The sequence below is a fragment of the Xylanibacter brevis ATCC 19188 genome, assembly GCF_000621725.1.
In the GTDB taxonomy this organism is placed as follows: domain Bacteria; phylum Bacteroidota; class Bacteroidia; order Bacteroidales; family Bacteroidaceae; genus Prevotella; species Prevotella brevis.
Map to the genome: position 1 here is coordinate 19,882 of NZ_JHXM01000021.1, position 26,944 is coordinate 46,825.

Here is a 26,944-nt window from a genome sequence, read left to right on the forward strand (position 1 = left end):
CGTTAAGTCTATTATTTGTTATTAATGCTGATATATAAATAATAAAATGGATATACCATAAATAGAAACAGATAGCCCTGTATGAATCCCGAAATTGAGAATAAAATAGGTTCGAGCCATATCATATAGCCGGGCAAGACAACAGCGTCGCCCATCGCCAAATCTCTACGCGCTATTATATTGGCAACGATGAGAATTGTTCTTGGCAACTGCAAGAACTGGGTGATGATGAAGATGCAGATGACACACAGTAAGAAGGTGCCTAAAATGCTGGGCAGATGGTGAAGCCCCTTGGTGTAAGACTTTCCATATGCTGTTGATAGTTTTGTTTGCTTGTTAAGTACGTATTGATACTCACCATATATTAATGGCAGGGTGAATAGCGAAAGAATGAATGCGGTGATGCTGGCGATGATCACAGCAGGTATCAACCCCATGGGTGTAGATAGGTAAAACATACCGACCGCCAGCGCGATGATAACTACAAAGGGCAACAACATGCTGAGGTTGAATTTGAGGATTCTGACAAACAGTTTTAAATGAAATGTACCATACCAATGCTTAGCTGGCAATATGGCTCCATTTTCCTGATGTTCTTTTAAGGTGGCAAACCCCTGCGAAAGCATAGCCGTTATCATAATGAAAAGCAACAGCGATAAGATACATTGTGCGAAGAATCCTGTGTTGTTGGCCAATACTGTTGTATAGATTCCTGCAACGATTGCGTAAATAAGTGTTGTCGTCCAAGACCTTTTCAACAGTCTTGTGAAATTGTCCATATAAAGTCTGTTGCCGTCCCTAAGCGCTTTTATAGGACCGCGTGATTTTACTACTGTTGAAGTATTTTCAATCATAAAATCTGTAATTATTTCATTATTTATTGCAAAGGTACAGACTTTTTTTGTAACTTTGCATGATTTAATTTGAAAATTAATACAATTTATGAAGATATTAAAGTGGGGATTTATTGGGTGTGGTGAAGTGACCGAGAAAAAAAGCGGTCCTGCATTTAGCGAGGTTGCCGGTTCACAGGTGGAGGCGGTGATGAGTCGCAGCCTTGATAAAGCAAAATCCTATGCACAGCGACACGGCATCAAGAAATGGTATGACGATGCACAAGAGCTGATTGACGATCCCGAGGTGAATGCCGTCTATGTGGCAACACCTCCTTCCAGTCATGCAACCTTTGCCATCATGTCGATGAAAGCCGGTAAGCCCGTTTATATCGAAAAGCCACTGGCAGCCAGTTATGATGATTGTGCTCGTATTAATCGCATTAGCGAGCAAACAGGCGTTCCGTGTTTTGTGGCTTTCTATAGACGTTATCTTCCATATTTTCAGCGTGTGAAAGATATTATCGATCAGGGTATTATCGGAAAAATTATCAATGTGCAGGTACGCTTTGCTGTGCCTCCACGCGATTTGGATTACGCTCATCCGGAAAACCTGCCATGGCGACTTCAGCCAGATATTGCAGGTGGTGGCTATTTTTATGATTTGGCACCACATCAGCTCGACTTACTGCAACACATGTTTGGCGTCATTCTTGAGGCTCGTGGCATTTGTGCAAATAGAGGAAATCTTTATTCGGCAGAAGACTCTGTAAGTGCTGTTTTTAAGTTTGAGAACGGATTGCCCGGCAGCGGGTCATGGTGTTTTGTGGGACACGAATCAGCTAAAGAAGATCGCATCTTGGTTATCGGCGAACAAGGGTCGCTCAGTTTCTCTGTATTTAGCTATGAACCCATCACACTTCATACTAGCGAGGGACGCCAGCAGATTGCTGTCGAGAATCCTCCCTATGTGCAATATCCACTCATTAAAAACGTGATAGAGCATCTTCAAGGTCTTTCTGTTTGTCAGTGTACCAGTGTGTCGGCCACACCTACCAATTGGGCAATGGATCGTATATTAGGTAAGATATAAGTTGGGATGAATTTCTGTAGATATTTGGCATTAGGGCTTATTTCCTGTTTCTCCACAGCTGCGCTGGGGCAGGATTGTGATGTTCGTGCTGATTCCACTACATCCTATTTAAATTCAATATCTGATTTAAATTCTACGGTATCGATAGATTCTGATGCTTCTGCTGGTCTAGAGAATCGTCCTCGTAAGATGAGTCTCTTGCGACGCATCATTCGTGGTTTTGACCGATTAGATACGGCCTATATTGAACCGCAGCATTATGTATTCACCGCTATGCTGCAGGCCACGCATACCTACGATCTGTATATGCTTCGCAGTCGTGGACAGAACCTACAGGAGTTTACGTTTGCTCCCGACATGAATATGAAGTTAGGTCCGTATTTCGGCTGGAAGTGGTTTTTTGCGGGATACACGTTTGAACTGAAAGATGTGAATGCAAAGAACTTGAAAGACGAGTTTACTCTCAGCATATATAGTTCTCAGATTGGAATCGACTTGTTTTATCGACGTACGGGAAACAACTATAAGTTGCGCAATGTGTCGCTGGGAAGTGGTTTAGACACTAAACCGTTGGAAAATGTGCCCTTTTCTGGTGTTAAAGCCGGCATTACGGGATTTAATATCTATTATATATTCAATCATGGACATTTCTCTTATCCGGCCGCTTTTAGCCAGAGTACCATTCAAAAGATAAGTTGTGGCTCATGGATGGCTGGCATAGGATATACGCAGAATTCTCTCTCTCTTAATTATAAAAGTTTGCAGAATCTTGTCAATGACAAATTGAGCTCTTCTACGTTTAAACTCGACGAAGGACTGATGATTGATGATGTGAGATATCACGATATGAAAGTGTCTGGTGGTTACGCCTACAACTGGGTATTTGCAAAATCCTGGCTCTTGGCAGCTAGTTTACAGGCTGCTCTTGCCTACAAATATTCTGTGGCAGACAACAATGAAGGTCGTGATAATGGTTTTGACTTCAAGAACGTAAATGTCGATGGCGTGGGGCGTTTTGGTTTGGTTTATAATAATATGCGTTGGTTTGCAGGAATGAATATTATTCTGAATTCTTACAACTATCGTAAGCCTCGTTTCGCAACAAACAACATATTTGGTTCGATGAATTTGTATGTTGGCTATAATTTTGGATTAAAGAAGAAATACAAGAAGTAATGATGAATAAACTTTTGGTTTTTATTGTATTATCATTGATGCCTATCTGCATAAATGCGGCAAACGATAAGGAAGTGGATAGCATTTTTGTAGAGCGTTTGCTAGCTAGCGGACATACTGATGTTTTGTGGTTTGCTAAGCAATTTATCGGACGTCCATATGTGGCTCATACATTGGAAATCAATCGTGAGGAAACACTTGTTGTCAACACCCGAGAGGTTGATTGTACGACCTTTGTCGAGAATGTGCTGGCACTGACGATGTGTAGCAGAAGAGGGGAGAGATGCTTTTCTGATTTTAAACACCAGCTAATGCAACTTCGCTATCGAAAAGGTGTGATTAATGCATATCCAAGTCGTTTGCACTATTTCTCAGATTGGATTATTGACAATGAGTCTATGGGATACGTGACTGAGATTCAGAAGCCGACTAGCTTGTTTTCTGAACTACAAACGGTGAGCGTTCATTGGATGTCAACCCATCCGGGCTCTTATCGTGCACTGCGAGAGAATCCAGACTTCAGCGACGTCATCAAGCAACAAGAACAAAAACTAACGGGTAAACAGTGTCGTTTTATTCCTACACGCAATGTGGTCAATAATAAACTGATGCGTGAAACCGTGCACGATGGCGACGTGATTGCTACTGTTAGTACCAAAAATGGGTTGGACATTGCCCACCTAGGGTTTGCTATATGGAAGAATGGAGTGCTCTGTTTCCTCGATGCATCGTCTATCCATAAGAAGGTGGTGGTTGAGCCTACTAGTCTTCGTCAATATTTGACCAAGAGAAAACAGGTCTGCGGCTTCCGACTTATTCGCCTGAAGTAGCAGTCCTGTGCCCAAAGTAGTATTGCCCGCGTTTTTTAGTAATCCGACCATAGTTGATGGCGTGCTTTGGACAATGATGATAGCAATTTAGACAATTAGTACAACTGTTGTCGTGTTTCCATTCAGGAAGCCCATTTGTTATCACGATGTCACCTGTTGGACAGACCTTACTGCATTTGCCACAATGAATGCATAAATCCTCGTCAACAGAGAATTTCTTGTCACTAATCATTTTTTTATTAAAATAGGCACCGACCACATGACTGAAGAACCAAGGAATAGGTCCCTTCTTGATGAGGAACAAATGACTCTGTTTATTGAGAATGATATCAAGAGCTGCATCGAGGTCTTTAGTAGCTTGTGCAATCTTTTCAGCTTCCCGCTGTGGCGTGTCGGTGTACATGAATGGCAGGCAAACATATGACTCTGGCATAATTAGTGAAATGGCAAAATTGATGTTTAAGCCTTTTGCCATAAGTTCGTTGCTAAACATCTTGATAGCTTCTCCAGCGCTGTCTCCACAGGTTACCACCACGTAGCAATAATGTTTGCTCATATTATTTGACGGGGTGTTAAATGTGAGTTTCTGAAGGAACTGCTTGACGATATGTGGAGGCTGCCACCCGTGAACGGGAAAGCAGAAACCGATACGTTCGGAGTCGTCAAGGTGATAGTTGCATGAACCTTTTAGCTCGTCGGGCACAAACAGAAGCCGTTCACCGGTAGCCTCTGCCAATTTTTGTGCTGCCCATCGTGTGTTTCCTGTACCAGAGAAGTAAAATATCATTTTCTTTATTTCTTTTTAAATTTCAGTGTATTAGGTAGTTTCTGCCATTTCCCATTTTTAGGCACTTTCAGGACACTGCCGCCCAAATGCTGCAACACGTAGGTGCTGTCGTCTTCTTGAGTCAACTTGGCGGTAAAGTCCTCGCTGCCATAGTCGTTGCTCACTTGCAATTGTGCGCTCTTGGGATTAGATATGTCTGCTGTCACAAATAGCCAGCAGTAGCTTGTGCCATTCTTGGAGAGATAACCAGGCAGCTGCCCGAAAAGCTCCTGTCCGGGGATAATGATGTCTTGATCGTAGAGGTTCATGCGGATATAGACATCATACTCACTATTAAATAGATAGCCTTTAAAAGGCTTTTGAGGCTCATTAGCCCATGCAAAAGACCCTGTCAAAAGCAGTAGTACAAAGCTAATTATTGTTTTTTTTGCCATTTTTCTTGTGTATTCAATCAACGACAAAAGTACTTAATTAAATCAATAAATTAAATAATTATTGAATTTTTTTTTGGAAATAATTGTTTTATTTAAAAATAATTAATATCTTTGCCCACGTATATAAATTTTTAAGATGACAAAGAAACAGTTAACTCCAGATTTTATCTTCGAGTCAAGCTGGGAAGTTTGTAATAAAGTAGGCGGTATTTATACCGTGCTTTCTACACGAGCAAATACTTTGCAGAAGACTATTCAGGATAGAATTATTTTTATAGGTCCTGATGTATGGAAAGAGAAGGAAAGTCCTTATTTCCTTGAGGATAGGAAGCTTTTTGCTGAATGGCAATGGCTGGCTAAGGATCAGGGACTTTCAGTTAGAGTGGGCCGATGGACAGTGCCCGGAGAGCCAATTGCAATATTGGTAGACTTTGCGCCTTATTTTGAAAAGAAAAACGAAATCTACGGTTGGCTATGGGAACACTATCAAGTAGACTCTCTTCATGCTTACGGTGACTATGACGAAGCTTCTATGTTCTCTTATGCAGCTGCTTTGGTTGTAGAGAGCATGTATCATTATCTTCAAAACCACTGCGATCAGTTCCCAACGAGTCATGTAGTCTATCATGCTAATGAATGGATGTGCGGACTTGGCGCTCTATATATTAATAATAAGGTGCCAGAGATAGGCACCATCTTTACAACTCACGCTACAAGTATCGGACGCTCAATTGCAGGTAACCAAAAGCCTTTGTATGACTATTTGTTTGCCTATAACGGCGACCAGATGGCCTATGAGCTGAATATGCAGAGCAAACATTCGATAGAAAAGCAGACTGCACACCATGTTGACTGCTTTACTACCGTGAGTGATATTACCGCCAACGAATGTCTGGAATTGCTTGATAAGCCTGTTGACGTGGTATTACCTAATGGCTTTGACAATCGCTTTGTGCCTCGTTCCACTGCTTTCGACAAGAAACGCAAGGAAGCCCGCAAGCGCATGTTGCAGGTGGCCAATGCACTGCTTGGCGAACAATTGACAGACGACACCATCATTGTTTCTACGAGTGGTCGCTATGAGTTTCGCAACAAGGGTATCGATGTGTTTGTGGAAGCCATGAACCGCCTGTTGCGCGACCGCGATTTGAAGAAGAAAGTGCTGGCTTTTATCGAAGTACCCGGTTGGGTAGGTGAGCCTCGCAAAGATTTGCAGGAAAGATTGGCTGACCCACAAGCGCAGTACGATAGTGCCCTCGAGGTGCCTCAAGTTACCCATTGGCTTCACAACATGGGCCACGACAATGTGCTGAGCATGATGAAGTACTACGATATGCATAATCGTCGCGAAGACAGTGTGAAGGTTGTCTTTCTGCCGTGCTATTTGGATGGGCACGACGGTGTGATGAATCTTACATACTATGATGTGATGTTGGGAAATGACCTCTGCATCTATCCCTCGTACTATGAGCCTTGGGGCTATACACCCCTCGAAGCCATCGCCTTCAAGGTACCCTGTATCACCACTGATCTGGCTGGGTTTGGTCTTTGGGCCAACAAAACCTTTGGTCATGATGGCGAGTTGAAAGACGGCGTGAAGGTGATACATCGCACGGATTATAACTATTCGGAAGTAGCCGACATTATCAAAGACACTGTGGCCGATTTCTCTAATATGTCGCAAGCTGAGATTGACGCCTGTCGTAGTAATGCAGTGAAACTGTCAAAGAAGGCCTTATGGAGCAACTTTATCAAATACTATAATGTGGCCTACGACATAGCCCTGAGAAAGGCAGAAACACGTATCTCGAAAAATAAGAATAATAATCAATAATTGTCAAACATAAAATTTCAAGACAATGAAAATTAAAGCAGACTACACAAATGTTCCTCAATGGAAAGAACTTACCGTAAAATCACGTCTTCCTGAGGAATTGAAATGCCTCGACGAGATTGCTCATAACTTGTGGTGGGTTTGGAATTTTGAAGCACGCGACCTGTTTCGCGACCTCGATCCTGCGCTCTACCACGATGTGAAGCATAATCCCGTTATGTTGCTTGAGCGTCTTTCTTTTGCCCGTAAGGAGGAAATTGTGAAAGACAAGGCGCTGATGAAGCGCATCAAGGACGTTTACAAACTCTATCGCGCTTATGTTGACGTAGAGCCTGATAATAATCGTCCTTCTGTTGCATATTTCTCGATGGAGTATGGAATGCACTCTGCACTCAAAATTTATTCTGGTGGTCTTGGAATGCTGGCAGGCGACTATCTGAAAGAGGCTTCTGACTCGAATGTGGATATGTGTGCCATCGGTTTCCTGTACCGTTTTGGCTACTTTACGCAGTCGCTCTCTATGGATGGACAGCAGATTGCTAACTATGAGGCACAGAACTTCTCTTCGCTGCCCATCGAACGCCAACTTGACGAGAATGGTAATCCAATGATTGTCGATGTGCCATATATGAACTATACTGTTCATGCTTACATCTGGCGTGTCAATGTGGGACGCATCAAGCTTTATCTGCTGGACACCGATAATGAACTGAACTCTGAGTTCGATCGTCCTATCACTCACTCTCTGTATGGTGGCGATTGGGAGAACCGTCTGAAGCAAGAGATTCTGCTAGGTATTGGTGGCGTGTTGACGCTGAAGAAACTGGGCATCACTAAGGATATCTACCATTGTAACGAAGGCCACGCAGCACTCTGTAACTTGCAGCGTCTGTGTGACTATATCGAGAGTGGACTGACCTTCAACCAGGCACTGGAGTTAGTTCGTGCCAGTGGTCTTTATACTGTTCATACACCTGTACCTGCTGGTCACGACTATTTCGATGAGGGTCTTTTTGGCAAGTATATGGGTGGCTACCCCCAGAAGTTGGGCATCTCTTGGGATGAGTTCATCGGTATGGGTCGCACCAACCCCGACGACCACAACGAGAAGTTCTGTATGTCAACCTTCGCTTGCAACACATGTCAGGAGGTCAACGGTGTATCAAAGTTGCACGGATGGGTATCGCAGCAGATGTTTGCCGACATTTGGAAGGGTTATTATCCCGAAGAGAATCACGTGGGCTACGTGACTAACGGTGTGCATTTCCCAACATGGGCGGCAACAGAGTGGCGCAAGCTTTATGCGAAGTATTTCGATGCTAACTTCATGAGCGATCAGTCAAACCAGAGTATTTGGGAGGCTATCTACAATGTGCCCGACGAAGAAATCTGGGCTACACGTATGGCGCTGAAGAACAAGCTGGTAGATTATATCAAAGAACAGTTCAGCGACACCTGGTTGCGTAATCAGGGCGATCCTTCGCGCGTACTGAGCCTTTTGGATCGTATCAATCCAAATGCACTGATTATCGGTTTCTGCCGTCGCTTCGCCACCTACAAGCGTGCTCACTTGCTCTTTACCGATCTGGATCGCCTGTCAAAGATTGTCAACGATCCTGAGCACCCCGTGCAGTTCCTCTTTGCAGGTAAGGCACACCCCGCTGATGGTGCCGGTCAGGGACTTATCAAGCGAATCTATGAGATTTCACAGCGCCCCGAGTTCTTAGGTAAGATTATATTCCTTGAGGACTACGACTTCTTGTTGGCACGCCGCCTCGTTTCTGGCGTAGATATCTGGATGAACACACCAACACGTCCACTCGAAGCCAGTGGTACATCGGGCGAGAAAGCTGAAATGAACGGTGTAGTTAACCTCAGTGTCAAAGACGGCTGGTGGCTTGAAGGTTATCGCGAAGGTGCAGGATGGGCTCTCACAGAGAAACGTACCTATCAGAATCAGGGCTATCAGGACCAGCTCGATGCAGCAACCATCTATTCGCTGCTCGAGAATGAGATTATACCTCTCTACTACGCTAAGGACAAGAAAGGCATATCTAAGGGCTGGATCAAGGTGGTTAAGAACTCTATCGCACAGATCGCGCCTCACTACACCATGAAGCGTCAGCTCGACGACTACTATGACAAGTTCTACGTGAAAGAGGCACTGCGCTTCAAGCAGATTTCTAAAAATAATAATCAATTGGCCAAGGAAATCGCGCTCTGGAAGGAAACAGTAGCTGAGCGTTGGGACAGCATCAATGCCGTATCCGTGGAGTGGGATATACCTTCAACCGGTTTGGAAACTGGACAGAAGTACACCCTCCGTTATGTCATCGACGAACAGGGACTCGATGATGCTGTGGCACTAGAGAAGGTCAACGTCTATACTGACAAGGATGGCGAAGAGCATGTCTATTCTATCGAACCACTGAAGATGGTGCGCCGTGAGGGCAATAACTTTATTTTCGAAGCTACGCTGGCCCCCCAGCAGGCTGGTGAATACAAGAGTGCTGTGCGTATGTACCCAAAGAATAACAATTTGCCTCACCGTCAGGACTTCTGTTATGTGAAGTGGCTCGAATTGCCTCAGAATGTGAGATAAATTAGATTCTTGAGGATATAATATTAAAACATAAAAAAGGCCTTCCAAGGAAACTATTGGAAGGCCTTTTTCTCTTGCCAAACATGCCAGACGACACCACTTACAATCATTACAAGGGGGATTAATAGCAGCCAATTGAGGAAAGTTAGGCGTGTTATTTGAAGAACCACCATCAGTACTATTCCTACAAAAATCAGCGCTATTCCGGCGTTTTTTCTAAGCTTATTCATTATAAATCGTTAAAAATCAGTGCAAAATTACAAAATAATTACTATTAAAGACATGTAATTAGAAAAAAAAGTGTACCTTTGCACCGCAATTTGCAAAAATAACATTTATAAACAATTAAAAACGTATTATGAATCAGTACGAAACCGTTTTCATTTTAACTCCCGTTTTGTCTGACGATCAGACAAAGGAAACGGTCGCTAAGTTCAAGAAGATCCTCGCAGATAATGGTGCAGAGATCGTGAGCGAAGAGGCTTGGGGTTTGAAGAAGCTGGCTTATCAGATTGAGAAGAAGAACTCAGGATTCTATTTCCTCATCGAGTTCAAGGCTGAACCAGCAGTTATTAAGACGCTTGAGACTGCCTATCGTCGAGACGAGAAGGTAATCCGTTTCCAAACAGTGAAGCTTGAGAAGTATGCTGTTGAGTATGCAGAGAAGCGTCGTAAGAAGTATGCAACTAAATCAGAGGAGGCTTAAACTATGGCAGAACAGAGTGAAATTCGTTATTTGACTGCTCCTTCTATTGACACCAAGAAGAAGAAGTATTGCCGTTTCAAGAAGAGCGGTATCAAGTATATCGACTACAAAGATCCCGAGTTCCTGAAGAAGTTCTTGAACGAGCAGGGTAAGATTCTGCCCCGTCGCATCACCGATACTTCACTGAAGTATCAGCGTCGTGTGGCTCAGGCCGTTAAGCGTGCACGTCAGATTGCACTGCTGCCTTACGTAACCGATTTGATGAAATAAACAAAGGAGGACGCAAGAATGGAAATTATACTGAAAGAAGATATTATCGGTCTGGGATTTAAGAACGATATCGTAAATGTAAAGTCTGGCTATGGACGTAACTACCTCATCCCCCAGGGAAAGGGTGTTATTGCTTCTCCTTCTGCTAAGAAGATTTTGGCAGAGAACCTGAAGCAGCAGGCTCACAAAATTGCTGCCCAGAAGGCTGCTGCCGAGGAGCGTGGCAATGCCATTAAGGATGTTACACTGACTATTGCTGCTAAGGTAAGTGCTACCGGTCAGCTCTATGGTTCAGTGACTGCCAACATGGTAGCCGACGAGCTGCAGAAGTTGGGTCACGACATCGACCGCAAGATTATCACCATGCGTGATATCAAGAAGGTTGGTGAGTACGTTGCTCTTGTACACTTCCACAAGGAGGTTATCGTTGAGGTACCTGTTATTGTGGTAGCTGAGAATGCTGAGGAGTTGAAGGCAGAGAAAGAGGCCATGAAGGCTGCTACCAAGCCAGCTGTAGCTGAGGAGGTTGCTACAGAAGAGGCTACTGCTGCCGAAGAGGTAGAGGAACCCGCTGCTGAGTAAATCCGCTGTAAAGCAATATCATTGATATTATAACGGGAATCCCGATCATCATTTGATGGTCGGGATTTATTTTTATACACAATTTGAATAACTACTTCGTATTCATGATGCAGTATTATTACTGTGATTTTACTACTATCCGAACAGTGTGTGAAATCGGATACACAGAGGAGGGCTACTATGAAGAAGGCTTATTGCCTGAAAACATGAAGTCGTGGTTACAAATGGTTGCCGATTGCATCACATCGCTTGGAGAAAAAGATGTCACCACAACGCACAGTTATCAAAAATCTAAAACTGCACGAGCTGCAGCGGCTACAGTGGTTATCCCGCCTCTGTTGTCGAGCACTTGGAATCGGGGTACACCGTATTGGGACAACTGTCCTTTTCGTGACGGGCAGCGTTGCTACACTGGGTGTACTGCAACCGCCTTTGCCCAGGTAATGTATTACTATCGTTGGCCAGAGGGAGCTACGACATCGGTGCCAGGCTATTCTGATCAGAACTCTACTATGGACGCCCCGTGTTGATAGAGGGCTATTCAGATGTAAACTGGGGCGGTGGACATGCATTTGTCTGCGATGGCTATCGTGATGATGGTTGTTTCCACATCAACTGGGGTTGGGGTGTATGGTGCGACGGCTACTTTAGTCTCGACGTACTGAACCCCGACGATCATAGTGGCATGGGTGCAGCGCCTGGTGGCAATGGCTACTACTGGCACGAAGGTGCCGTGATGAATGTGCGACGACCAGACGGTATTGGTGGTGGCACCAACTCTGGCAGCGAACCTGTAGCAACCTTTTATCAGGACATCAACTATGGTGGTTATGCAGTTCAGCTAAACGAGGGTACATATACACAGTCGCAATTGGAAGCACGTGGTATCCGAAATAACGATATCACATCGCTGAAGGTTACAGACGGATTTAAGGTTACCGTGTTCGATAGCTCATCTTTCACCGGTGATAGTAAGACGATAACCGCTGATTGTAATTGGATTGGCAGTGATTGGAATGACCGTGCCAGCTCGATTAGGATTGAGCCTAATGGTGTGAGCGGTCTTGGCGGCATTCACAAACTAAAAAACTGCCATAGTGGTAAGTTTATGGATCTGGACGGCAATAGCACCAACAACGGAACAGCTATTGTACAATGGGATGACGAAGGTTCTGAACTCTACCAGCAGTGGCGTTTCAATGAGGTAGAAGCGGGCGTTTACACTATTCAAAGCGCAGCTACTGCAAACCGTGGATTGGACATCATCAACCGCGGAACGTCTAACGGTACTCAGGTTATTCTCTACGACTACTTGAATGGGGCACATCAGCAGTTCATCGTCGTGGACAAGGGCAATGGTTGGTATCAACTGGTGGCACGTAATTGCGGACGAGTGATTGAGATGCCAAATGCCAGCATTACATCGGGTGCGCATGTGCAGATTTGGGACAACCACAACCAAGCCTGCTCATGGTGGCAGTTGGCTGTTGCTTACACTACGGCAGATCTGACTGACCTCGGCGGTTCGTGCGAAGTGTCGCACACGGCTGTAAATGCAAACGAATCGGCCACAAAGTTGTTTGATAACAATTCGAATACAAAGTATTGTGCCTTTATCGGTTCTGCAGATGAGGTGTCGATAATATTCCACGCCACACGTAGTGCGCGACTGACCAGCTACACAATTACATCGGCCAACGACTTTGAGAGTCGTGACCCAAAGTCTGGGCGACTTGAGGGTTCTGTGGATGGCATTACTTGGGAAACCATCGATGAACGGAGTAATGAAATGTTCACGGCGCGTTTCCAGAAAAAAAGCTATGGTATCAATCCCTCGCGTGAATATGCCCACTATCGTTTGGTGGTCACTGCACGCCGAGATTTGCAATCCACGGTTTTTCAGATTGCAGAACTTGAGTATTACGGATTGGTTGCTCAAGGACAGCTTACAGTTGCCAATGCTCCGGTTTTTAGTATAGCTAATCTCACCCCTGAAGTAAGTACGGCTGAGAAATCTTTCGACATCTTCACTGTGGATGGTAAGCTCGTGAAGCACTCTGCTAAAAATCTGGAAGGATTGCGTAAGGGTGTGTACGTGGTCAATCGAAAAAAGGTGATAATTGGAAAATAAATAAAAGTAGAGGAGAACCTTGTGTTCTTCTCTACTTTTATTTCGTTGTATTCAATTGTTTCTATAACTATAAAATAATAACAGGTCACTGGAAAATTCCAATGACCTGTTTTTCTACTCTTTAGGTTCGTTGAATTACTCAGCAACCTCTTCAGCGGGAGCCTCAGCAGCCTCCTCAACGGGAGCAGCCTTAGCAGCAACGATAGAGTCAAGAGCAACCTGGAACAGAGAGTCCTTCACCAGTGAGTCAGCGTCAGCAACGAGAGCCTCAGCAGCAGCTGAATCCTCAGCAGTAGCAACAACTTCCTCAACTACAGCCTCTACTTCCTCAGCGGGCTTCTTGGTCTCACCACAAGCTGCAACGAGAGCAGCAGCAACGAACATAAATGCGATCTTTTTCATTTCTTTTTTGCTTTTTAAATCTGTAAAACAATCATTTGTTTATTAAAACGATGCAAAGGTATACATTTTTTCAATACGACGTTGCTTTTTTTTTGATTTTTTTTAGGGTGTTTCTGTAACTTTTTTGCAAAGCGCTGAAAAACAATTAATTACGAAATGTTAAAAAACGTATATTTTGACACTTAATACTAATAACACTGAAAAACATCGCATTTTCGATAATTTTTAGTACCTTTGCATTTAAATAAAAAAAATGAGATAGAATATATTTTTTCGTATGATTGATACTTCTGCTTTTCAAGGTAAGACAGCAGCCTATTATACACTGGGATGCAAATTGAATTTCTCAGAGACTTCCACTTTTGGAAAAATGCTTCAGGATTTAGGTGTAACGCCAGTGGGAAAAGAAGAAACAGCTGATATATGTTTGATTAATACTTGCTCTGTCACGGAGGTTGCCGACAGAAAATGTCGGCAAGCCATCCATAGATTAGTGCGTAAGCATCCTAATGCCTTTGTGGTGGTGACTGGTTGTTATGCTCAGTTGGAAGCAGAGGAGGTGAGTCGTATTGAGGGTGTTGATCTGGTATTGGGTTCGAACGAGAAATCACAGCTGGTGCAGTTCCTTTCTGATGCCTGGACCGGACAGCTGGGAAACACGACAAAGGGTGCACCTTATTATATAGAAAAGACAAAAGACATCAAGACATTTGCGCCAAGTTGCTCTCGTGGTAATCGTACGCGCTATTTCCTGAAGGTGCAAGATGGGTGCGACTATTTCTGTACCTATTGTACCATACCTTATGCACGCGGGTTCAGTCGCAATCCATCGATAGCCTCATTGGTGGAACAGGTACGTCAAGCTGCTGCCGAAGGCGGCAAGGAGATTGTTTTGACAGGCGTGAATATTGGTGATTTTGGAAAGACCACAGGTGAGCATTTTATTGATTTGGTAAGTGCTCTGGACCAAGTAGAGGAGATTAGCCGCTATCGCATCAGCAGCTTAGAGCCAGATCTGCTTTCTGACGAACTGATCAGCTATTGTGGAGAGAGCCGCGCTTTTATGCCGCACTTCCATATACCATTGCAGAGCGGAAGCGATACGGTGCTGAAGTTGATGCACCGTCACTACGACCGACAGTTGTTTGCGGACAAAATACATCGCATTAAAGAAGTGATGCCTGATGCTTTCATCGGTGTAGATGTAATGGTGGGCTGCAGAGGCGAAACGCCCGAATGTTTTGAAGAGACTTACACCTTCTTGGAGCAGCTGCCAGTGACGCAGTTGCATGTATTCCCTTACTCTGAACGTCCTGGCACTTCAGCCTTAAGCATACCTTACAAGGTGAATGACAAAGATAAGAAGTTGCGTAGCAAGCGACTGTTGGAATTATCAGATCGCAAGACCGAGGCTTTTTATGCTGCTCATATTGGTCTGCAGGCCGAAGTGCTTTTTGAAAAAGCGACAAGAGGTCGTGTAATGCATGGTTTTACGCGCAACTATGTGCGTGTGGAATTGGCTGCGAACGAATCACGTTCTGAATACGACAACCAGCTGATGCAGGTTGTATTGGAAGGTTTTAATCACGATAAGTCTGCCTTGAAGTGCCGACTGGTCAATGCATAATAATACTATGGATAAGGTTGCCATTGTTATTTTGAACTGGAACGGGGCAAAGATGCTGAAGACGTATTTGCCCCGTGTGCTGGAATATTCTGCAGGAGCTACAGTCTATGTGGCCGATAATCACTCTAGTGATGATAGTGTGGCATTACTCAAGAATCAGTTTGCTGAGTGCCGCCTCATACAGTTGGACAAGAACTGGGGATTTGCAGATGGTTACAACAAGGCCCTGGCTCAGATTGATGCCGAATATTATCTGTTGTTGAACAGTGATATAGAGGTGACGCCAAATTGGCTGGAACCCATGGTGACCTTCATGGACAGACATGAGGATGTAGCAGCATGTCAGCCCAAGCTATTGTCGGTCCATGCACGCGACAGTTTCGAGTATGCTGGCGCATGCGGTGGATTTATCGATGCTTATGGCTACCCCTATTGCCGTGGCCGTGTGTTTGATGCGGTTGAGACCGATTGCGGTCAATATGACAGTACTGTTGAGATACATTGGGCCACAGGTGCAGCTCTTCTCATACGCGCGTGTGATTATAATAAGGTAGGAGGACTGGATGGCCGTTTCTTTGCGCATAGCGAGGAGATAGACCTTTGCTGGCGACTTCGCATTATGGGCCGCAAAATCTGTTGTGTCCCCGAAAGTTGGGTCTTTCACGTAGGTGGTGGCACTCTGCCAAAGGCCAACCCTATGAAGACATACCTTAACTTCCGCAATAACCTGACGATGCTCTATAAGTGTCTGCCTGAAAACCGCTTGAAGCGTGTGATGCTAATTCGCTGCGTTTTGGATTATGTGGCAGCACTGAAGATGCTGTTGATAGACCGCAACAAAGAGGACTTCGATGCCGTTTGCCGTGCACGCAAAGACTTTAAAGCCTGGCGCAATCAGTTTGATGATGACAGAAGACGTATTCAACAATCGCGTCAGTCGGCAGCCGAACTGAGTCGGTTCTCACTATTAATGGAGTATTATGTGCGAGGCAAGAAGGTGTTTAGTGACTTGCCTCATACGCTACACAGCTTCTTGTAAGGGCAATAGGCACAGCGTTCTTGTTCGGTGGTGGGATTGAAACTGATGGCTGGGTTGAAGATCTCGTCCACCGTTTCGCTTAATCGCTTATCGAAGTCGGCCTTGTAAGGTGCCAAGTCATTGATAGGTTCCTTTCCAAATTTCAGAATAGGATTGTAATCCTTTTCGCCTGTACGCTGAATAAACAGCAATGCCGGTGCTACTTGATGCGTGGGATTACTTTGACTGACGATGCTAGCATACAGAAAAGTCTGCAGGTAGTAGTCGCTATGCTTGGCAATGTTAGCATCAGAAAATATGGCGTCAACATCGGGGAGTTGATTCAAGTTATGACTACCTGTTTTGTAGTCAACAACACGTATCTGACCATCTATCATGTCAAGACGGTCTATTCTACCACCAATGATGGTAGAGATGTGTGGTGTTGTAAGTGGCGTCCATACATCGGTTTCTAGACCTAGAATCGTAAACTCCTTTTTTCTACGATCAATCTCTAGTAGTGTTCGTAGATAGTGTATTATAACCTCACGGTTAATGAGTTGAAGTCCGTTGAGCTCATAGCCCTTGCTTAGTTGAAGCACCTTGTTGAAGGCTTCGTCAACGGCAGTTTCGATACCTATTTTTGATTTCAAGATCTGACTGAGCACATCTGCTGTGATGACCTGATTATTCTTTTTCCCTGTTATCCGCTCGTAGATGATTTGTGCTGCCTCGTGGAAGATGTCGCCAAAGAGGCGGTTGTCAATGTTTTCCTCATCATCGAGTTCGTCGAGTTCGCGCAACTGACAGATGTAATTGTAGTAGAACTGCAGTTGGCAGCGCAGATAGCGATTGATGGCAGTAGGTGTCAGCAGTGGCTTTTGTGTCCCAGGGTGTTTCTCGATGGAGAATAGCTCGTTTAGTTTTTCCATCACCTGTGGTGTCTTGCTGATTGCTTGAGGCGCAAAAGGTGTAAAGGACTGTCCTGCCTGCAACGTCTGGAAACGAATAGGATGCGGACATTCTGCCATTAGTTGCAACATGAAACGCGACATCTCGCCGGTATGCCCATCGGTAGTAGCATTGTTGTAGCAGATAGTGATATCGTCTGCCCGCTGCAACAAGCGGTGGAAATAGTAAGAGAAGATGGCTACCTTATGGTCGATGGTGGTCAGTCCATAGGCTTTTCTTAAACTATAAGGAATGAACGACGTGTCTCCGACGCCCTTCGGCATATTGCCCTCATTGCACGACAGCAGCAGGATGTGGCTGAAGTCGAGGTTACGCGTTTCAAGCACACCCATTAGCTGAATACCTTCGGCTGGTTCACCATGGAAAGGTATCGACGTGGATTGTATCAGTTGGGTCAGCAGGCGCCGCAAGGTGGAATGATCTACCACCAGGTCACCACTATCCACGAGTGCTAAAAGTCGATTCAGAAGTGTGTACATGCGGAAAATTGCTTCCTGCATCATCTCGTCTTCGCCGGCATGTGGTGCAAGGTCACGCAGAATGTCAATCATCCATTCTAACAGTTCGTGGTTGAACTGCTCGCCATCAATGCGCTTCATCTTCTCCTCTGGAATGAAGTCTGCGTAAGGATGGTTCTTGAAGAGGGTGAGGTAGCGCGGACGAAACTTGAGTGTTTTATGATTGTAACCCACCGTCTGCAAATCGAAAAGCAGGGCGCAGAGTGACGATACGGGCGATTGAGATAGTGGGAAACCCGTTGTGATGTTGACCTTGTCAACCTCGTCGGGCAAACAATGCAACAGGCTTTGCAGCAGCTTTTCGTCGCAAAGTACAATGGCAGTCTTCCTGCCATCGGCAATACGTGCCTGGTTGAGCCAACTGCTGGCGTAGCGCGTCTGAATATTCTCGGTGGGAGCAGATATAAAAGTGATATCTTTATGCTGCTTAAACTGCTGAATGATGTCGCTGTTGTTCTCTAACTCGTTAGGAAAAATCTTCAGATATTGGTTGATATAGTGGCCGGCTTCGTGGTCTTTGATGTAATAGGCATCAAAGTCCCAGTAGAATTTAGCCTTCCCCTGCTTGGAAATGGTGGTAAACAGCTTTTGTTCTACCTGTTGAAGCAGATTAAATCCCACAAACAGATACTGGTCGTACTCAAGATTGATGTTCTCTTTGACAGCCACTTCGCGATAGAGCGCTCCCTCGTAGGCCAACTGTTGCGAGGTCAGTCGATCATTAAAAGCATGATAGATATCGCTGATGTGTGACCAGAGTTTCAGAAAGCGTTCTTTCAGCTGCGAGTTGTGATCGTCAGAGAAGTTGCTGAAGAACTTGCGTATGATTTCCTTTTGTTCGTCGGAAAGATAACTCTCGTCGTCCAGTTCATGAAGGTCACGCAGGTTGGCAAATACCTTATTGGCATCCGCCATATTCTTGTCGATATCGTCGAAATCGGCCAGAAGCAACTGTCCCCAACTGTAAAAGTGGTCCAAAGTCTCGTCGAAACCTGTTTGCTCGATGAACGACCGGTGCAAATCGCATATCAGTTTGATGGGGTCAGCCACCTTCTTGTCACTATACTGGCGAAACAGATCACTGATGGTGACGTATGCTGGGCTCCATATAGGCTTTTCGGATAGGCGAGCCAAGTGGGCGTTAAGGAAAAGAGAGGCACGCTTGTTGGGGAACACCACTGCGATGCGCGACAAGTCGTTACCATATTTCTTGAGGATATCCTCTGCTACGTATTCTAGGAATGTTTTCATTTCACTTCAATGATTTTATTTGAATATACAAACCACAGATAGCCTTTCACACCCGGCATGTTCATTTGTTGTAGTAAGTGCATGTACTCTCGAACCTGGTCGAAGTATTCATCGCGTTCGTGTCCGAACTTAAAGTCAACAACGATGGTCTCATTACCGTTGGTCATGACTCGATCGGGACGTTTCTCCTGTCCGTCGGGCAACAGGATGGTGCATTCATTATAGAGCGTCCATCGGGCCTTCGGGTCGAACCACGTCATAACGCGGGGATCCGTCAATCGCTTTCGAATCATGTCTTCCACGTGCTCCTTGGTGAGTTGCTTGTCGTAAATGATACCGTCCAGTTCCATCTGTTTTAATGCCGCATCAACATCCTCGGTGGTCTTGATTGTCGAGAACACATTGTGGAGTACATTACCCAGCTGTATATAGTTGTTTTGCTGCTGCGTCTCCTCATCGGTAGCGGTAACAAACATCTTACTGTTGTTACTTTGACGGAAGTTGACCTTCTTTTCATATATATGAATACTCACATCAACCGGCTCCGCAGGGGCCAGGAAGGGATTGGCGCCAGTTTTCTTTTTCTCTTCGCCAGGCATGCTGATATGTCCATAGGTGAGGGTGAGTGGTGCTTCAGCATCCTGCTCGCCATCGATGGTAGCGCCATCAAGCTGAGGGGCAATCTCGGGCAGCACCGATTCTATCAGTGCCGAACGCGAGGCGGAACTTTTTCGTTTTCCCCATACGAAGAGATTATGGGCCGCACGCGTGAAAGCTACATATAGCAAGTTGAGGTTGTCCACAACGTTCTGGCCGTGTTCTTCTTCGTAGTCTTTGTAGTATATGGTGTTCTCCATACCGCTCTTGCTGAAATCAATGGGCACAATCGGCAGCATATTGAAGGGTTCCTCTTCGGGGTGGCACCATAGCACGTCTTTCTGTTCCAGTCGCCAGTCGCAGAAGGGAATGAGTACATGCGCAAATTCCAATCCTTTTGACTTGTGGATAGATATCAATCTGATGCCATCAATCTCAGGGCTTTGTATGGTTTTGCCGCAGATACTGTCGTCCCATTCTTTCAGGAAAGAGTTGATGTCCGACGTGTTGTCGCCTACGAAGTTGGCCACCTGGTCGAAGAAGGCGCAAAGATAAGCACTCTGTCCGTTCATGTTTTCCAACTGGAAGATGGCATACAGCTGTTCTGTGAGTTCGTAGAGCGGCATGCGCTTCAGGGTGTCCATGTGATCGGTAAAAGCTGCGGGGAGTGCTTTGTCGCGTAGGCTGGTGTGGATGGCGTCGTCGGGGTAGCATACCTTCAGCAGATAAGCCCGAGCAATGTCGTCTTCAGGATGATTCAGCACGCGTAGCGCTTCAATAATAGCTCTTACGGCAGGCGAAGCCTCGAGTCGGAACGCCTCGTCGCTGACAATCTTCGTGCTGGGCATATTGTCCATGAAATAGTTGGCAATCAGCGGGATCAGCGAGTTGGTGCGCACCAATATCGCGATGTCAGTAGCTTTGGCTCCTTGCTGAAACAGGTCTTCTACTTGCTGGGTCAAGGCTTCGAGCACACACTGCTGATAGTCTTTCTGAGGCAGCAGATTGATAGATACCAATCCATTCGGCTGTTGACCTTTGCGCGCATCCTGATGGATGTCGTCGTAGGCTTCCACTTCCTCAGTTTTTGCTGCCTCTGCAAAGAAAGCATTGTTGAAACTGATAACGTTGGCCGACGAGCGATAGTTGGTGCTGAGTGTTTTTATCTGCAGGCGCTGGTCGGCATTGGTAAACTCGTTTTTGATGCCAGCCAGCAGGCGCCAGTCACCGCTGCGCCAGCGGTAGATGCTCTGTTTTACGTCGCCCACAATCAAGTTCTCGGAGTCGGCATGACTCATAGCCTCTTCCAGCAGTACCTTGAAATTCTGCCACTGAACGGTAGAGGTGTCCTGAAACTCGTCTATCATGATATGCTCCAGCTGTGAGCCAATCTTCTCGAAGATAAAAGGCGAGTCGCTGCCCTCAATGAGGTCGTTCAGCATCTTCTGCGTGTCACTCAGCAGGAATCGGTTGCTTTCTGTGTTCAGTTCGCGAACTTTCTTTTCGATGCTGTCCAGCAGTCTCAGCTGGCTAAGGTGTCTCAGTGTCAGTCCTGCCGATTTATAGATGCAGTATTGTTTGGGGAAGGTGTCGTAGGCATAACGGACAATCTGTCCCAGTTCACTAATGGCCAACTGATAAATCAGCTCTTTCTTAGGGCTCGTCTTCTTACACCATTTCTCTGGGTTTCCTATGGCGTCAATAATGCGTGTACCGATGGTCACACCGTCAAGGTCACCTTCCCTTAACTTTTTGAAGAAGGAAGGGAGACCGCCTTGGTTGGCGTATGCAAAGTCCTCTGGCTGAACGCCTTCGGCCTCAATCGTGTCGAAGAACGACTCTGCTATGTTCTGCATATGTTCCACCACCTCTTTGCGTTTGTTTCTCAAGATAGACGTATAATTCTCATAGAAGTCCTTCTCGCTGATTATGGCATTCAGACTCTGGCTGTTCTTCTTATAGAAGTCTTTGAAGATGGTCTTTCCGAAATTTTTAATCTGAGAAATCACGTTCCAGGAATGGTTATCCTCGATGCTGTCCATGATATACTTCAAGAGCCATTGCAGCATCATGTCGGTAGCTGTCAGATTCTCAATCAGCTGATCCACAGCCATTTCCTCTACCTGGTAGTCGTTGAGTTCGATGCGCAAGTTGGCTGTAAGATCCAGTTCGCGTGCCAGATTTCGAAGGACACTCTGAAAGAAAGAGTCGATGGTCTCTACGCGGAAATAACTGTAGTTGTGCAGCAGGTTCTTGAGTGCTTTACCTGCCTGAGTAGCAACGAATTCGGGGCTTGCATCCAACTTCTCGCAGACGTTGTCGAGATAGGGCTTCGATTCTGGAAGTCCTCGCCAGATGCCATATAGCTGACTAAGGATACGCATCTTCATTTCCTCGGTGGCTTTGTTCGTAAATGTCACAGCCAACGTCTTTCTGTAAGCCTGAGGATCGCGTACTAATAGCTTGATATATTCTGTGGCCAGCGTAAATGTCTTGCCACTACCGGCGCTTGCTTTGTATATAGTCAGTGGTTTTGTCATTGTATAATCAATTATAATTTATATCTTTGCATTCGTTAACAACATCAAGGAAGTGGAATAAGGCCGATTTGTCATTCGTCATAAGACAGTGTAATATGTTCTGCCCCCACTCCTTAACATCCGAATCCGGACAGTTCACTGGGCTTTGACCCCGCATTTGCAATGATGGCTCCAAGATGTTTTGATGTTGCATATTTGTTTATATTCATTATTGTTATGACTTACATTGGTATCGACGTCAGCAAGGACTCTTTCGTTGTCGCTTATTCTCCAGACAAGAACAGCAAGACGAAGACATTCAAGAACACCACCAAAGGTATCCATGAGTTTATCAGGTCTATCTCCAAGGATGAGCATCACTGTGTCATGGAGGCGACAGGCAATTACAGTGCCCTGCTTGTGTACCTGCTTTCAGAGGCGGGTATTACGACAAGCCTGGAGTATCCACTTAAAGTGAAGAACTTCGCCCGTGACATGCTATCCACCGTCAAAACGGATGAGATAGATGCTCGACTGATTGCTCTTTACGGAGAGAAGATGCAGCCTGCACCCTATAAACTCCACAGTGACGCCATTCTCACACTCAAGCAGAAGCGTACAGTCATTCGCCAGCTCAAGAAGCAACTCATTGCCACAAGGAACCTCAAGGGTTCTATGGAAGTGCTACCATTCTTTGATGCCAAATGCAAGAAGTCTATCGAGAGGACCATTGCCTTCCTTGAGAAGCAGGTCAAAGACCTTGAAGAGAATCTATCTTCACTTGCCCGCTCTGAGTACAAGAAGCAGATGGATCTGCTAACCTCTGTAAAAGGCATTGGCGTCACCCTTGCTGCTGCACTCATCATGGCCACTGGCGGCTTCACTTACTTTGACAATGCCAAGCAACTCACCCGTCATCTGGGATTGTCGCCGACTTATCAGCAGTCCGGTACTTCAGTTAATTTCAAAGGTCACATCAACCGCAACGGAGACTCTTCTTTAAGGAGCCAGCTCTACGTGGCAGCTTTTGCATCTCTTAGGTGCAATACTGAGTGTAAAGCATGTTATGACCGTCTGCGGTCTAATGGCAAGCCTGGGAAAGTAGCTGTCATTGCCGTAGCAAATAAACTCATCCGACAGGCTTTTGCCGTTGTCACTCAGGAGAAACCCTATGTCGATGGTTATGTATCTTCAAAGAAGTAGCTCCTGCATTTGCCCGAAGTGTATCAGGATGGAAAATCTAATACCTGAAAACACCGAGGGGTTTGGGGGCGAGAAGCCCCCATGAGAGGGTACGAATCAGCACAAAATGCTAAATATCGTTAACCATATTCATTTTTCGTATTACAGTTCATATTACCATCTTCTAAATAATTCTATTGTAAACTTGCAGCCAATCTCCTGATACTCAATGTTTCGGAAGCCTGCAAAGATGCCCATTGAGATGTAGCGGCTGCTGAATCCGTAGCCCAGCTCGGAGTAAAGTCGGCTTTGGTTTATGAGCAATGAACTAAGATAAATGCGTTCGCGTTCTATGTAATGACCAAGTAAGGGAATGAACGACAAGCCCATCAGCGGACTCTCGTACGATATATTACCTCGAATATAATATTTTGACTCGTTGTAAACACTTGATGATAACAACTGAAAATTGCCCGACCAATCATCATCCCAACCTTCTGGCAGATTGTTGTCGCGGAAGTTAGTAAAGTCCATAAACGAGTTGACTTTTTTCAGTGTGTAAAGTCCACCGCCGATACGTGCGTTGAACACCTGCAGGCGGTGCATGCGCCTTTTCCAAGAGGCATCAACTTCCCATCGTTCGTAGGGCAGATTAAACTTGTCGAACTTCAAACCTCGTTCATAGTCGATAGAAACGACAGGGGCTGCTCGCCACGGACGCAACTTAACAGACACAGATGGGGCTAAACTCTTGTAGTCGTTTTCTATACCAAACGAACCTAGTTTTGCAGCATGCTGTGACCGACGATGGTGGAATGTCACACCACCTTCAATTCCCAACCAAGGCGTAATCATGTAGTAGTTCTTCAGCTGGGCATATAAATCTCTGAATATGTGCAGGTCTTCATTCAGCCATTGAGAGTCTTCACCATCAATAGCCGCTATTTCGTTGAGTGTATATTGATTGCTCAGACGGTTGCCGTTACCCACAATGAGATCCAGATAACCTCTGCGTTTGTGATTATATTCAAGTCGGATGGGGGCTGTAAAGAAGAATTGCTTCAATTTGAAGTTGTAACCGGCTTTGGGGTTAAAGTCAATGCAGGTTTTCTTGCTGAATTCATAGTGAGCACCCAAACGCATCTTGTATGACAATCCCTTTGACTTGCTGTAGCTGATGTATTGCGGGTCGAGTAGGGGCGACAGCCATACATATCCATTCTCAGTACTGCTTTTCGTCTTGCTGAAAAGGTTTTCTCCCAACATATCCCAAGTGCGGTCGCTTGCATTGCTGTGTTTATCCAGCATCATGGGCATGACAGCTTTGATACTATCATTATGTTTCTTTGCATGCCTCAGCGAGTCAAAGTGCTGATACACCAACTCCTCTTCTTCGCTTAAACTGAACGGACGAATAGAATCCATGAGTTGGCGATTTATTTTGAGACTCATGGTGTCCGGTAGTGTAGTAGGACAGTCGTATGCCACCTCAAAATGAGAAGTTATGTTGTTGCCAGCAAACTTAAACGTTACATCAGTGATACATAACTGAGGCATCAGTGCCCGTGCGCCATGATCGCCCTGCGTACTGATGGTGTGAAAACTAATCATGTCGAACTCGCCATTCAGCTCAATCTGTTCGATGCGCCCCGTCGCATAGTTGACGATAGCTTGACCTTTCACTAGCTGCGTGTTCATCACCCGTTTAGGACGGAAGTCTAGGCGTATCTTACCGTTACCTAGATCTGTTGTTGTGTATTTGTAGAACAACCGATTGTAGCGATTAAACGGTGAAAGCACGTGGTCATCGTAAATTGTCTCGTTATAAAGGTCAGGTGTCAGATAGCAAAATAGCGTTGACATCGTATGTTTGTTTCTGGGGATGGTGGTATAGAATACCTGATTCAGATTATCATAGTTGTCAACGTCATTGAAGGTGAAGTGATTATACTGTTCGCTCAGAAACTTTCGTTGTCCCTTAGCCAGTGGATACATGGAAGGTATCAGCCATAGTGTGGCATTGCGACGTTTTGTGTTATAGAGGTGTTTTAGGTAAACATTTGTGGAAAAGCCGTTCACATCGTGAGCGTAGTTGCGCTGAAAACTGAATATGCGCTCCAACAGCACGGAGTCAGAATACTCGTGACCATTGGCCGTAAGGACGGTTGATATTATATAAAGTAGCAGCAATATTCGTTTCATTGCCGCAAAGATAGCAAATAAATAAATAACCACAAAAATATTTTGCCATAAAAAGGATATTCCTTTTTAATTATAGAAGCGGGAGTGTCGCTTTTCTATGAATAAGTGCCGCTATTACCGAGCAATAGTACTCCTTTTGTTGTGCAATACTACTGCTTTTACAAGCCAAAAGTGCCACTTTTGCCCTGTTATTCTTACTGTTTTGTGTCGCATCTAGACTCTAGAATGCCTGAATCTAGACTTTAGATCGGCGAATTCTAGACTCTAAAAATGTGTTTTCTAGTGTCTAGATGAATTGTAATAGCTTTCATATTGGCTATCAGCATCTTAACTATAGCATAAGAAACGTTATGCTTTTGGAGGCTGAAAGCGTTGCTTTTGGAAGATCATAAAAAATGCTTCATTCCATAATCGGAAATGAAGCATTGTATTTTTACTGTAAAAAGAGAAAATCTCTTATCCCAGATATTTCATCAAAATACGAGCGTTACCAGAATCACGGAGTTTAGCAATGCTCTTCTCACGAATCTGGCGCACACGCTCACGGGTAAGTCCCAGCTGATCGCCAATTTCCTCAAGACCCTTCTCGTGGCAACCAATACCGAAGCATTCGCGGATAATAGTAATCTCGCGCTCCTTCAGTACTTTGTTGAGTACGGCGTTCAACTCCTGTGCCATTGACTCGTGATCCACGTGACGGTCGGTGCGGCTATCGTCACCAGAGGCCATCACATCGAGCATACAGTTGTCTTCGCCATCCTGGAAAGGTGCATCAATAGACACATGGTGACCATCTGCCATCATTGACTGACCAATTTTCTCTTCGTCAATGTCAGTCATTTCAGCCAGCTCGCTCACAGATGGGTGGCGCTGATTCTCCTGCTCAAACTTGTTGATTTCGTGATTAATCTTATTCAGTGAGCCAACCTGGTTCAGAGGAAGACGTACGATACGGCTCTGCTCGGCAATGGCCTGAAGGATAGACTGGCGAATCCACCATACGGCATAAGAAATGAATTTGAAGCCGCGTGTCTCATCGAATTTCTGTGCGGCCTTGATAAGACCGATGTTGCCTTCGTCGATAAGGTCTGTTAATGTTAAACCCTGATGCTGATATTGTTTAGCAACACTGACAACAAAGCGCAGATTGGCTGTCACCAGTTTGTCTTTTGCGCGTTCGCCCTCAGGACCGCCCTTCTTAATTTTCTGAGCCAGTTCAATTTCTTCGTCAATACTAATAAGTGGAGCACGGCCAATCTCTACTAGATACTTATCCAATGCTTCACTCGAACGGTTTGTGATGCTTTTCTGAATTTTGAGTTGTCTCATCCTAAAATGATTTTCCTTAAATATTTCCTAACTTCTTAATAATGAAGTG

General features: G+C 45.1%; 21 protein-coding genes and 1 pseudogene. 14 read left to right on the forward strand and 8 right to left on the reverse strand.

Features of this window, described 5'->3' with window-relative positions; genetic code table 11:
- Nucleotides 1-11: 11 nt before the first annotated feature.
- Complete coding sequence (locus tag T433_RS0111105) at nucleotides 12-854, reverse strand: hypothetical protein (protein ID WP_027455851.1); 843 nt, start codon at nucleotides 852-854, stop codon at nucleotides 12-14.
- 88 nt (nucleotides 855-942) lie between these two features.
- On the opposite strand from T433_RS0111105, the gene T433_RS0111110 reads away from it, so the two are divergent.
- From T433_RS0111110 to T433_RS0111120, 3 genes are all read left to right on the forward strand, one after another.
- On the forward strand, nucleotides 943-1,926 hold the full coding sequence (locus tag T433_RS0111110; RefSeq protein ID WP_027449642.1) for a Gfo/Idh/MocA family protein: 984 nt from the start codon (nucleotides 943-945) through the stop codon (nucleotides 1,924-1,926).
- Between the two features lie 189 nt (nucleotides 1,927-2,115).
- Nucleotides 2,116-3,102, forward strand: coding sequence for a DUF4421 domain-containing protein (locus T433_RS0111115; RefSeq protein WP_248616519.1), 987 nt, complete (start codon nucleotides 2,116-2,118; stop codon nucleotides 3,100-3,102).
- On the forward strand, nucleotides 3,102-3,932 hold the full coding sequence (locus tag T433_RS0111120) for an N-acetylmuramoyl-L-alanine amidase-like domain-containing protein (protein ID WP_052357094.1): 831 nt from the start codon (nucleotides 3,102-3,104) through the stop codon (nucleotides 3,930-3,932). Before T433_RS0111115 ends, T433_RS0111120 begins: the two co-directional genes overlap by 1 nt.
- On the opposite strand, the gene T433_RS0111125 is transcribed toward T433_RS0111120, so the two are convergent.
- Together T433_RS0111125 and T433_RS0111130 are read right to left on the reverse strand one after the other, a co-directional pair.
- Nucleotides 3,916-4,719 (reverse strand): EFR1 family ferrodoxin, encoded by an 804-nt coding sequence (locus T433_RS0111125; protein WP_027455854.1) that lies wholly within the window; start codon nucleotides 4,717-4,719, stop codon nucleotides 3,916-3,918. The two genes, T433_RS0111120 and T433_RS0111125, sit on opposite strands and share 17 nt — an antisense overlap.
- 5 nt (nucleotides 4,720-4,724) lie before the next feature.
- On the reverse strand, nucleotides 4,725-5,153 hold the full coding sequence (locus T433_RS0111130) for a hypothetical protein (RefSeq protein ID WP_027455855.1): 429 nt from the start codon (nucleotides 5,151-5,153) through the stop codon (nucleotides 4,725-4,727).
- A 136-nt stretch (nucleotides 5,154-5,289) separates the two neighbouring features.
- Between T433_RS0111130 and T433_RS0111135 the strand changes: the two genes are divergently transcribed.
- The 8 genes and pseudogenes from T433_RS0111135 (at nucleotide 5,290) to T433_RS0111165 (ending at nucleotide 13,278) form a co-directional block, all read left to right on the forward strand.
- Nucleotides 5,290-6,987, forward strand: coding sequence for a glycosyltransferase (locus T433_RS0111135; protein WP_027455856.1), 1,698 nt, complete (start codon nucleotides 5,290-5,292; stop codon nucleotides 6,985-6,987).
- A 25-nt stretch (nucleotides 6,988-7,012) separates the two neighbouring features.
- Nucleotides 7,013-9,589, forward strand: coding sequence for an alpha-glucan family phosphorylase (glgP, locus tag T433_RS0111140; RefSeq protein ID WP_027455857.1), 2,577 nt, complete (start codon nucleotides 7,013-7,015; stop codon nucleotides 9,587-9,589).
- A 358-nt stretch (nucleotides 9,590-9,947) separates the two neighbouring features.
- On the forward strand, nucleotides 9,948-10,295 hold the full coding sequence (gene rpsF / locus T433_RS0111150; protein ID WP_027449649.1) for a 30S ribosomal protein S6: 348 nt from the start codon (nucleotides 9,948-9,950) through the stop codon (nucleotides 10,293-10,295).
- A gap of 3 nt (nucleotides 10,296-10,298) precedes the next feature.
- Entirely contained in the window at nucleotides 10,299-10,565 is a 267-nt protein-coding gene (rpsR, locus tag T433_RS0111155) for a 30S ribosomal protein S18 (RefSeq protein WP_027455858.1), read from the forward strand.
- Between the two features lie 18 nt (nucleotides 10,566-10,583).
- Entirely contained in the window at nucleotides 10,584-11,147 is a 564-nt protein-coding gene (rplI, locus tag T433_RS0111160) for a 50S ribosomal protein L9 (RefSeq protein ID WP_027455859.1), read from the forward strand.
- 224 nt (nucleotides 11,148-11,371) lie between these two features.
- On the forward strand, nucleotides 11,372-11,677 hold the full coding sequence (locus T433_RS17055; protein ID WP_428837377.1) for a C10 family peptidase: 306 nt from the start codon (nucleotides 11,372-11,374) through the stop codon (nucleotides 11,675-11,677).
- Nucleotides 11,662-11,784: pseudogene (locus T433_RS16935) on the forward strand (C10 family peptidase); the annotation flags it as partial. The gene T433_RS17055 and the pseudogene T433_RS16935, both read left to right, overlap by 16 nt.
- Before the next feature lie 99 nt (nucleotides 11,785-11,883).
- On the forward strand, nucleotides 11,884-13,278 hold the full coding sequence (locus T433_RS0111165) for an RICIN domain-containing protein (protein ID WP_282706169.1): 1,395 nt from the start codon (nucleotides 11,884-11,886) through the stop codon (nucleotides 13,276-13,278).
- Nucleotides 13,279-13,413: 135 nt separating this feature from the next.
- Here T433_RS0111165 and T433_RS0111170 read toward each other — a convergent pair whose 3' ends face one another.
- Nucleotides 13,414-13,680, reverse strand: a complete 267-nt coding sequence (locus tag T433_RS0111170) for a hypothetical protein (RefSeq protein WP_027449653.1) — start codon at nucleotides 13,678-13,680, stop codon at nucleotides 13,414-13,416.
- A gap of 277 nt (nucleotides 13,681-13,957) precedes the next feature.
- Between T433_RS0111170 and mtaB the strand changes: the two genes are divergently transcribed.
- Nucleotides 13,958-15,307 carry a tRNA (N(6)-L-threonylcarbamoyladenosine(37)-C(2))-methylthiotransferase MtaB gene (mtaB, locus tag T433_RS0111175; protein WP_027449654.1) on the forward strand — a complete coding sequence of 450 codons (1,350 nt, stop codon included), beginning with the start codon at nucleotides 13,958-13,960 and terminating at the stop codon, nucleotides 15,305-15,307.
- A gap of 7 nt (nucleotides 15,308-15,314) precedes the next feature.
- Complete coding sequence (locus T433_RS0111180; protein WP_027449655.1) at nucleotides 15,315-16,346, forward strand: glycosyltransferase family 2 protein; 1,032 nt, start codon at nucleotides 15,315-15,317, stop codon at nucleotides 16,344-16,346.
- Here T433_RS0111180 and T433_RS0111185 read toward each other — a convergent pair.
- Nucleotides 16,322-19,066, reverse strand: a complete 2,745-nt coding sequence (locus T433_RS0111185) for a PD-(D/E)XK nuclease family protein (RefSeq protein ID WP_027455861.1) — start codon at nucleotides 19,064-19,066, stop codon at nucleotides 16,322-16,324. The genes T433_RS0111180 and T433_RS0111185 overlap by 25 nt on opposite strands.
- Entirely contained in the window at nucleotides 19,063-22,203 is a 3,141-nt protein-coding gene (locus T433_RS0111190; RefSeq protein ID WP_044109784.1) for a UvrD-helicase domain-containing protein, read from the reverse strand. Before T433_RS0111190 ends, T433_RS0111185 begins: the two co-directional genes overlap by 4 nt.
- Nucleotides 22,204-22,419: 216 nt before the next feature.
- On the opposite strand from T433_RS0111190, the gene T433_RS0111195 reads away from it, so the two are divergent.
- Nucleotides 22,420-23,385 (forward strand): IS110 family RNA-guided transposase, encoded by a 966-nt coding sequence (locus tag T433_RS0111195; protein WP_027455863.1) that lies wholly within the window; start codon nucleotides 22,420-22,422, stop codon nucleotides 23,383-23,385.
- Between the two features lie 153 nt (nucleotides 23,386-23,538).
- Here T433_RS0111195 and T433_RS0111200 read toward each other — a convergent pair whose 3' ends face one another.
- A complete protein-coding gene (locus T433_RS0111200; protein WP_027455864.1) occupies nucleotides 23,539-25,566 on the reverse strand; it encodes a DUF5686 family protein in 2,028 nt (675 codons plus the stop codon).
- A gap of 456 nt (nucleotides 25,567-26,022) precedes the next feature.
- Nucleotides 26,023-26,895, reverse strand: coding sequence for a sigma-70 family RNA polymerase sigma factor (locus T433_RS0111205; protein ID WP_027449659.1), 873 nt, complete (start codon nucleotides 26,893-26,895; stop codon nucleotides 26,023-26,025).
- Between the last annotated feature and the right edge of the window lie 49 nt (nucleotides 26,896-26,944).

Coding starts and splice junctions, on each gene's coding strand:
- T433_RS0111105 (WP_027455851.1), bottom strand. CDS start 854: ATGATTGAAAATACTTCAACAGTAGTAAAATCACGCGGTCCTATAAAA.
- T433_RS0111110 (WP_027449642.1), top strand. CDS start 943: ATGAAGATATTAAAGTGGGGATTTATTGGGTGTGGTGAAGTGACCGAG.
- T433_RS0111115 (WP_248616519.1), top strand. CDS start 2,116: ATGAGTCTCTTGCGACGCATCATTCGTGGTTTTGACCGATTAGATACG.
- T433_RS0111120 (WP_052357094.1), top strand. CDS start 3,102: ATGATGAATAAACTTTTGGTTTTTATTGTATTATCATTGATGCCTATC.
- T433_RS0111125 (WP_027455854.1), bottom strand. CDS start 4,719: ATGATATTTTACTTCTCTGGTACAGGAAACACACGATGGGCAGCACAA.
- T433_RS0111130 (WP_027455855.1), bottom strand. CDS start 5,153: ATGGCAAAAAAAACAATAATTAGCTTTGTACTACTGCTTTTGACAGGG.
- T433_RS0111135 (WP_027455856.1), top strand. CDS start 5,290: ATGACAAAGAAACAGTTAACTCCAGATTTTATCTTCGAGTCAAGCTGG.
- glgP (WP_027455857.1), top strand. CDS start 7,013: ATGAAAATTAAAGCAGACTACACAAATGTTCCTCAATGGAAAGAACTT.
- rpsF (WP_027449649.1), top strand. CDS start 9,948: ATGAATCAGTACGAAACCGTTTTCATTTTAACTCCCGTTTTGTCTGAC.
- rpsR (WP_027455858.1), top strand. CDS start 10,299: ATGGCAGAACAGAGTGAAATTCGTTATTTGACTGCTCCTTCTATTGAC.
- rplI (WP_027455859.1), top strand. CDS start 10,584: ATGGAAATTATACTGAAAGAAGATATTATCGGTCTGGGATTTAAGAAC.
- T433_RS17055 (WP_428837377.1), top strand. CDS start 11,372: ATGGTTGCCGATTGCATCACATCGCTTGGAGAAAAAGATGTCACCACA.
- T433_RS0111165 (WP_282706169.1), top strand. CDS start 11,884: ATGAATGTGCGACGACCAGACGGTATTGGTGGTGGCACCAACTCTGGC.
- T433_RS0111170 (WP_027449653.1), bottom strand. CDS start 13,680: ATGAAAAAGATCGCATTTATGTTCGTTGCTGCTGCTCTCGTTGCAGCT.
- mtaB (WP_027449654.1), top strand. CDS start 13,958: ATGATTGATACTTCTGCTTTTCAAGGTAAGACAGCAGCCTATTATACA.
- T433_RS0111180 (WP_027449655.1), top strand. CDS start 15,315: ATGGATAAGGTTGCCATTGTTATTTTGAACTGGAACGGGGCAAAGATG.
- T433_RS0111185 (WP_027455861.1), bottom strand. CDS start 19,066: ATGAAAACATTCCTAGAATACGTAGCAGAGGATATCCTCAAGAAATAT.
- T433_RS0111190 (WP_044109784.1), bottom strand. CDS start 22,203: ATGACAAAACCACTGACTATATACAAAGCAAGCGCCGGTAGTGGCAAG.
- T433_RS0111195 (WP_027455863.1), top strand. CDS start 22,420: ATGACTTACATTGGTATCGACGTCAGCAAGGACTCTTTCGTTGTCGCT.
- T433_RS0111200 (WP_027455864.1), bottom strand. CDS start 25,566: ATGAAACGAATATTGCTGCTACTTTATATAATATCAACCGTCCTTACG.
- T433_RS0111205 (WP_027449659.1), bottom strand. CDS start 26,895: ATGAGACAACTCAAAATTCAGAAAAGCATCACAAACCGTTCGAGTGAA.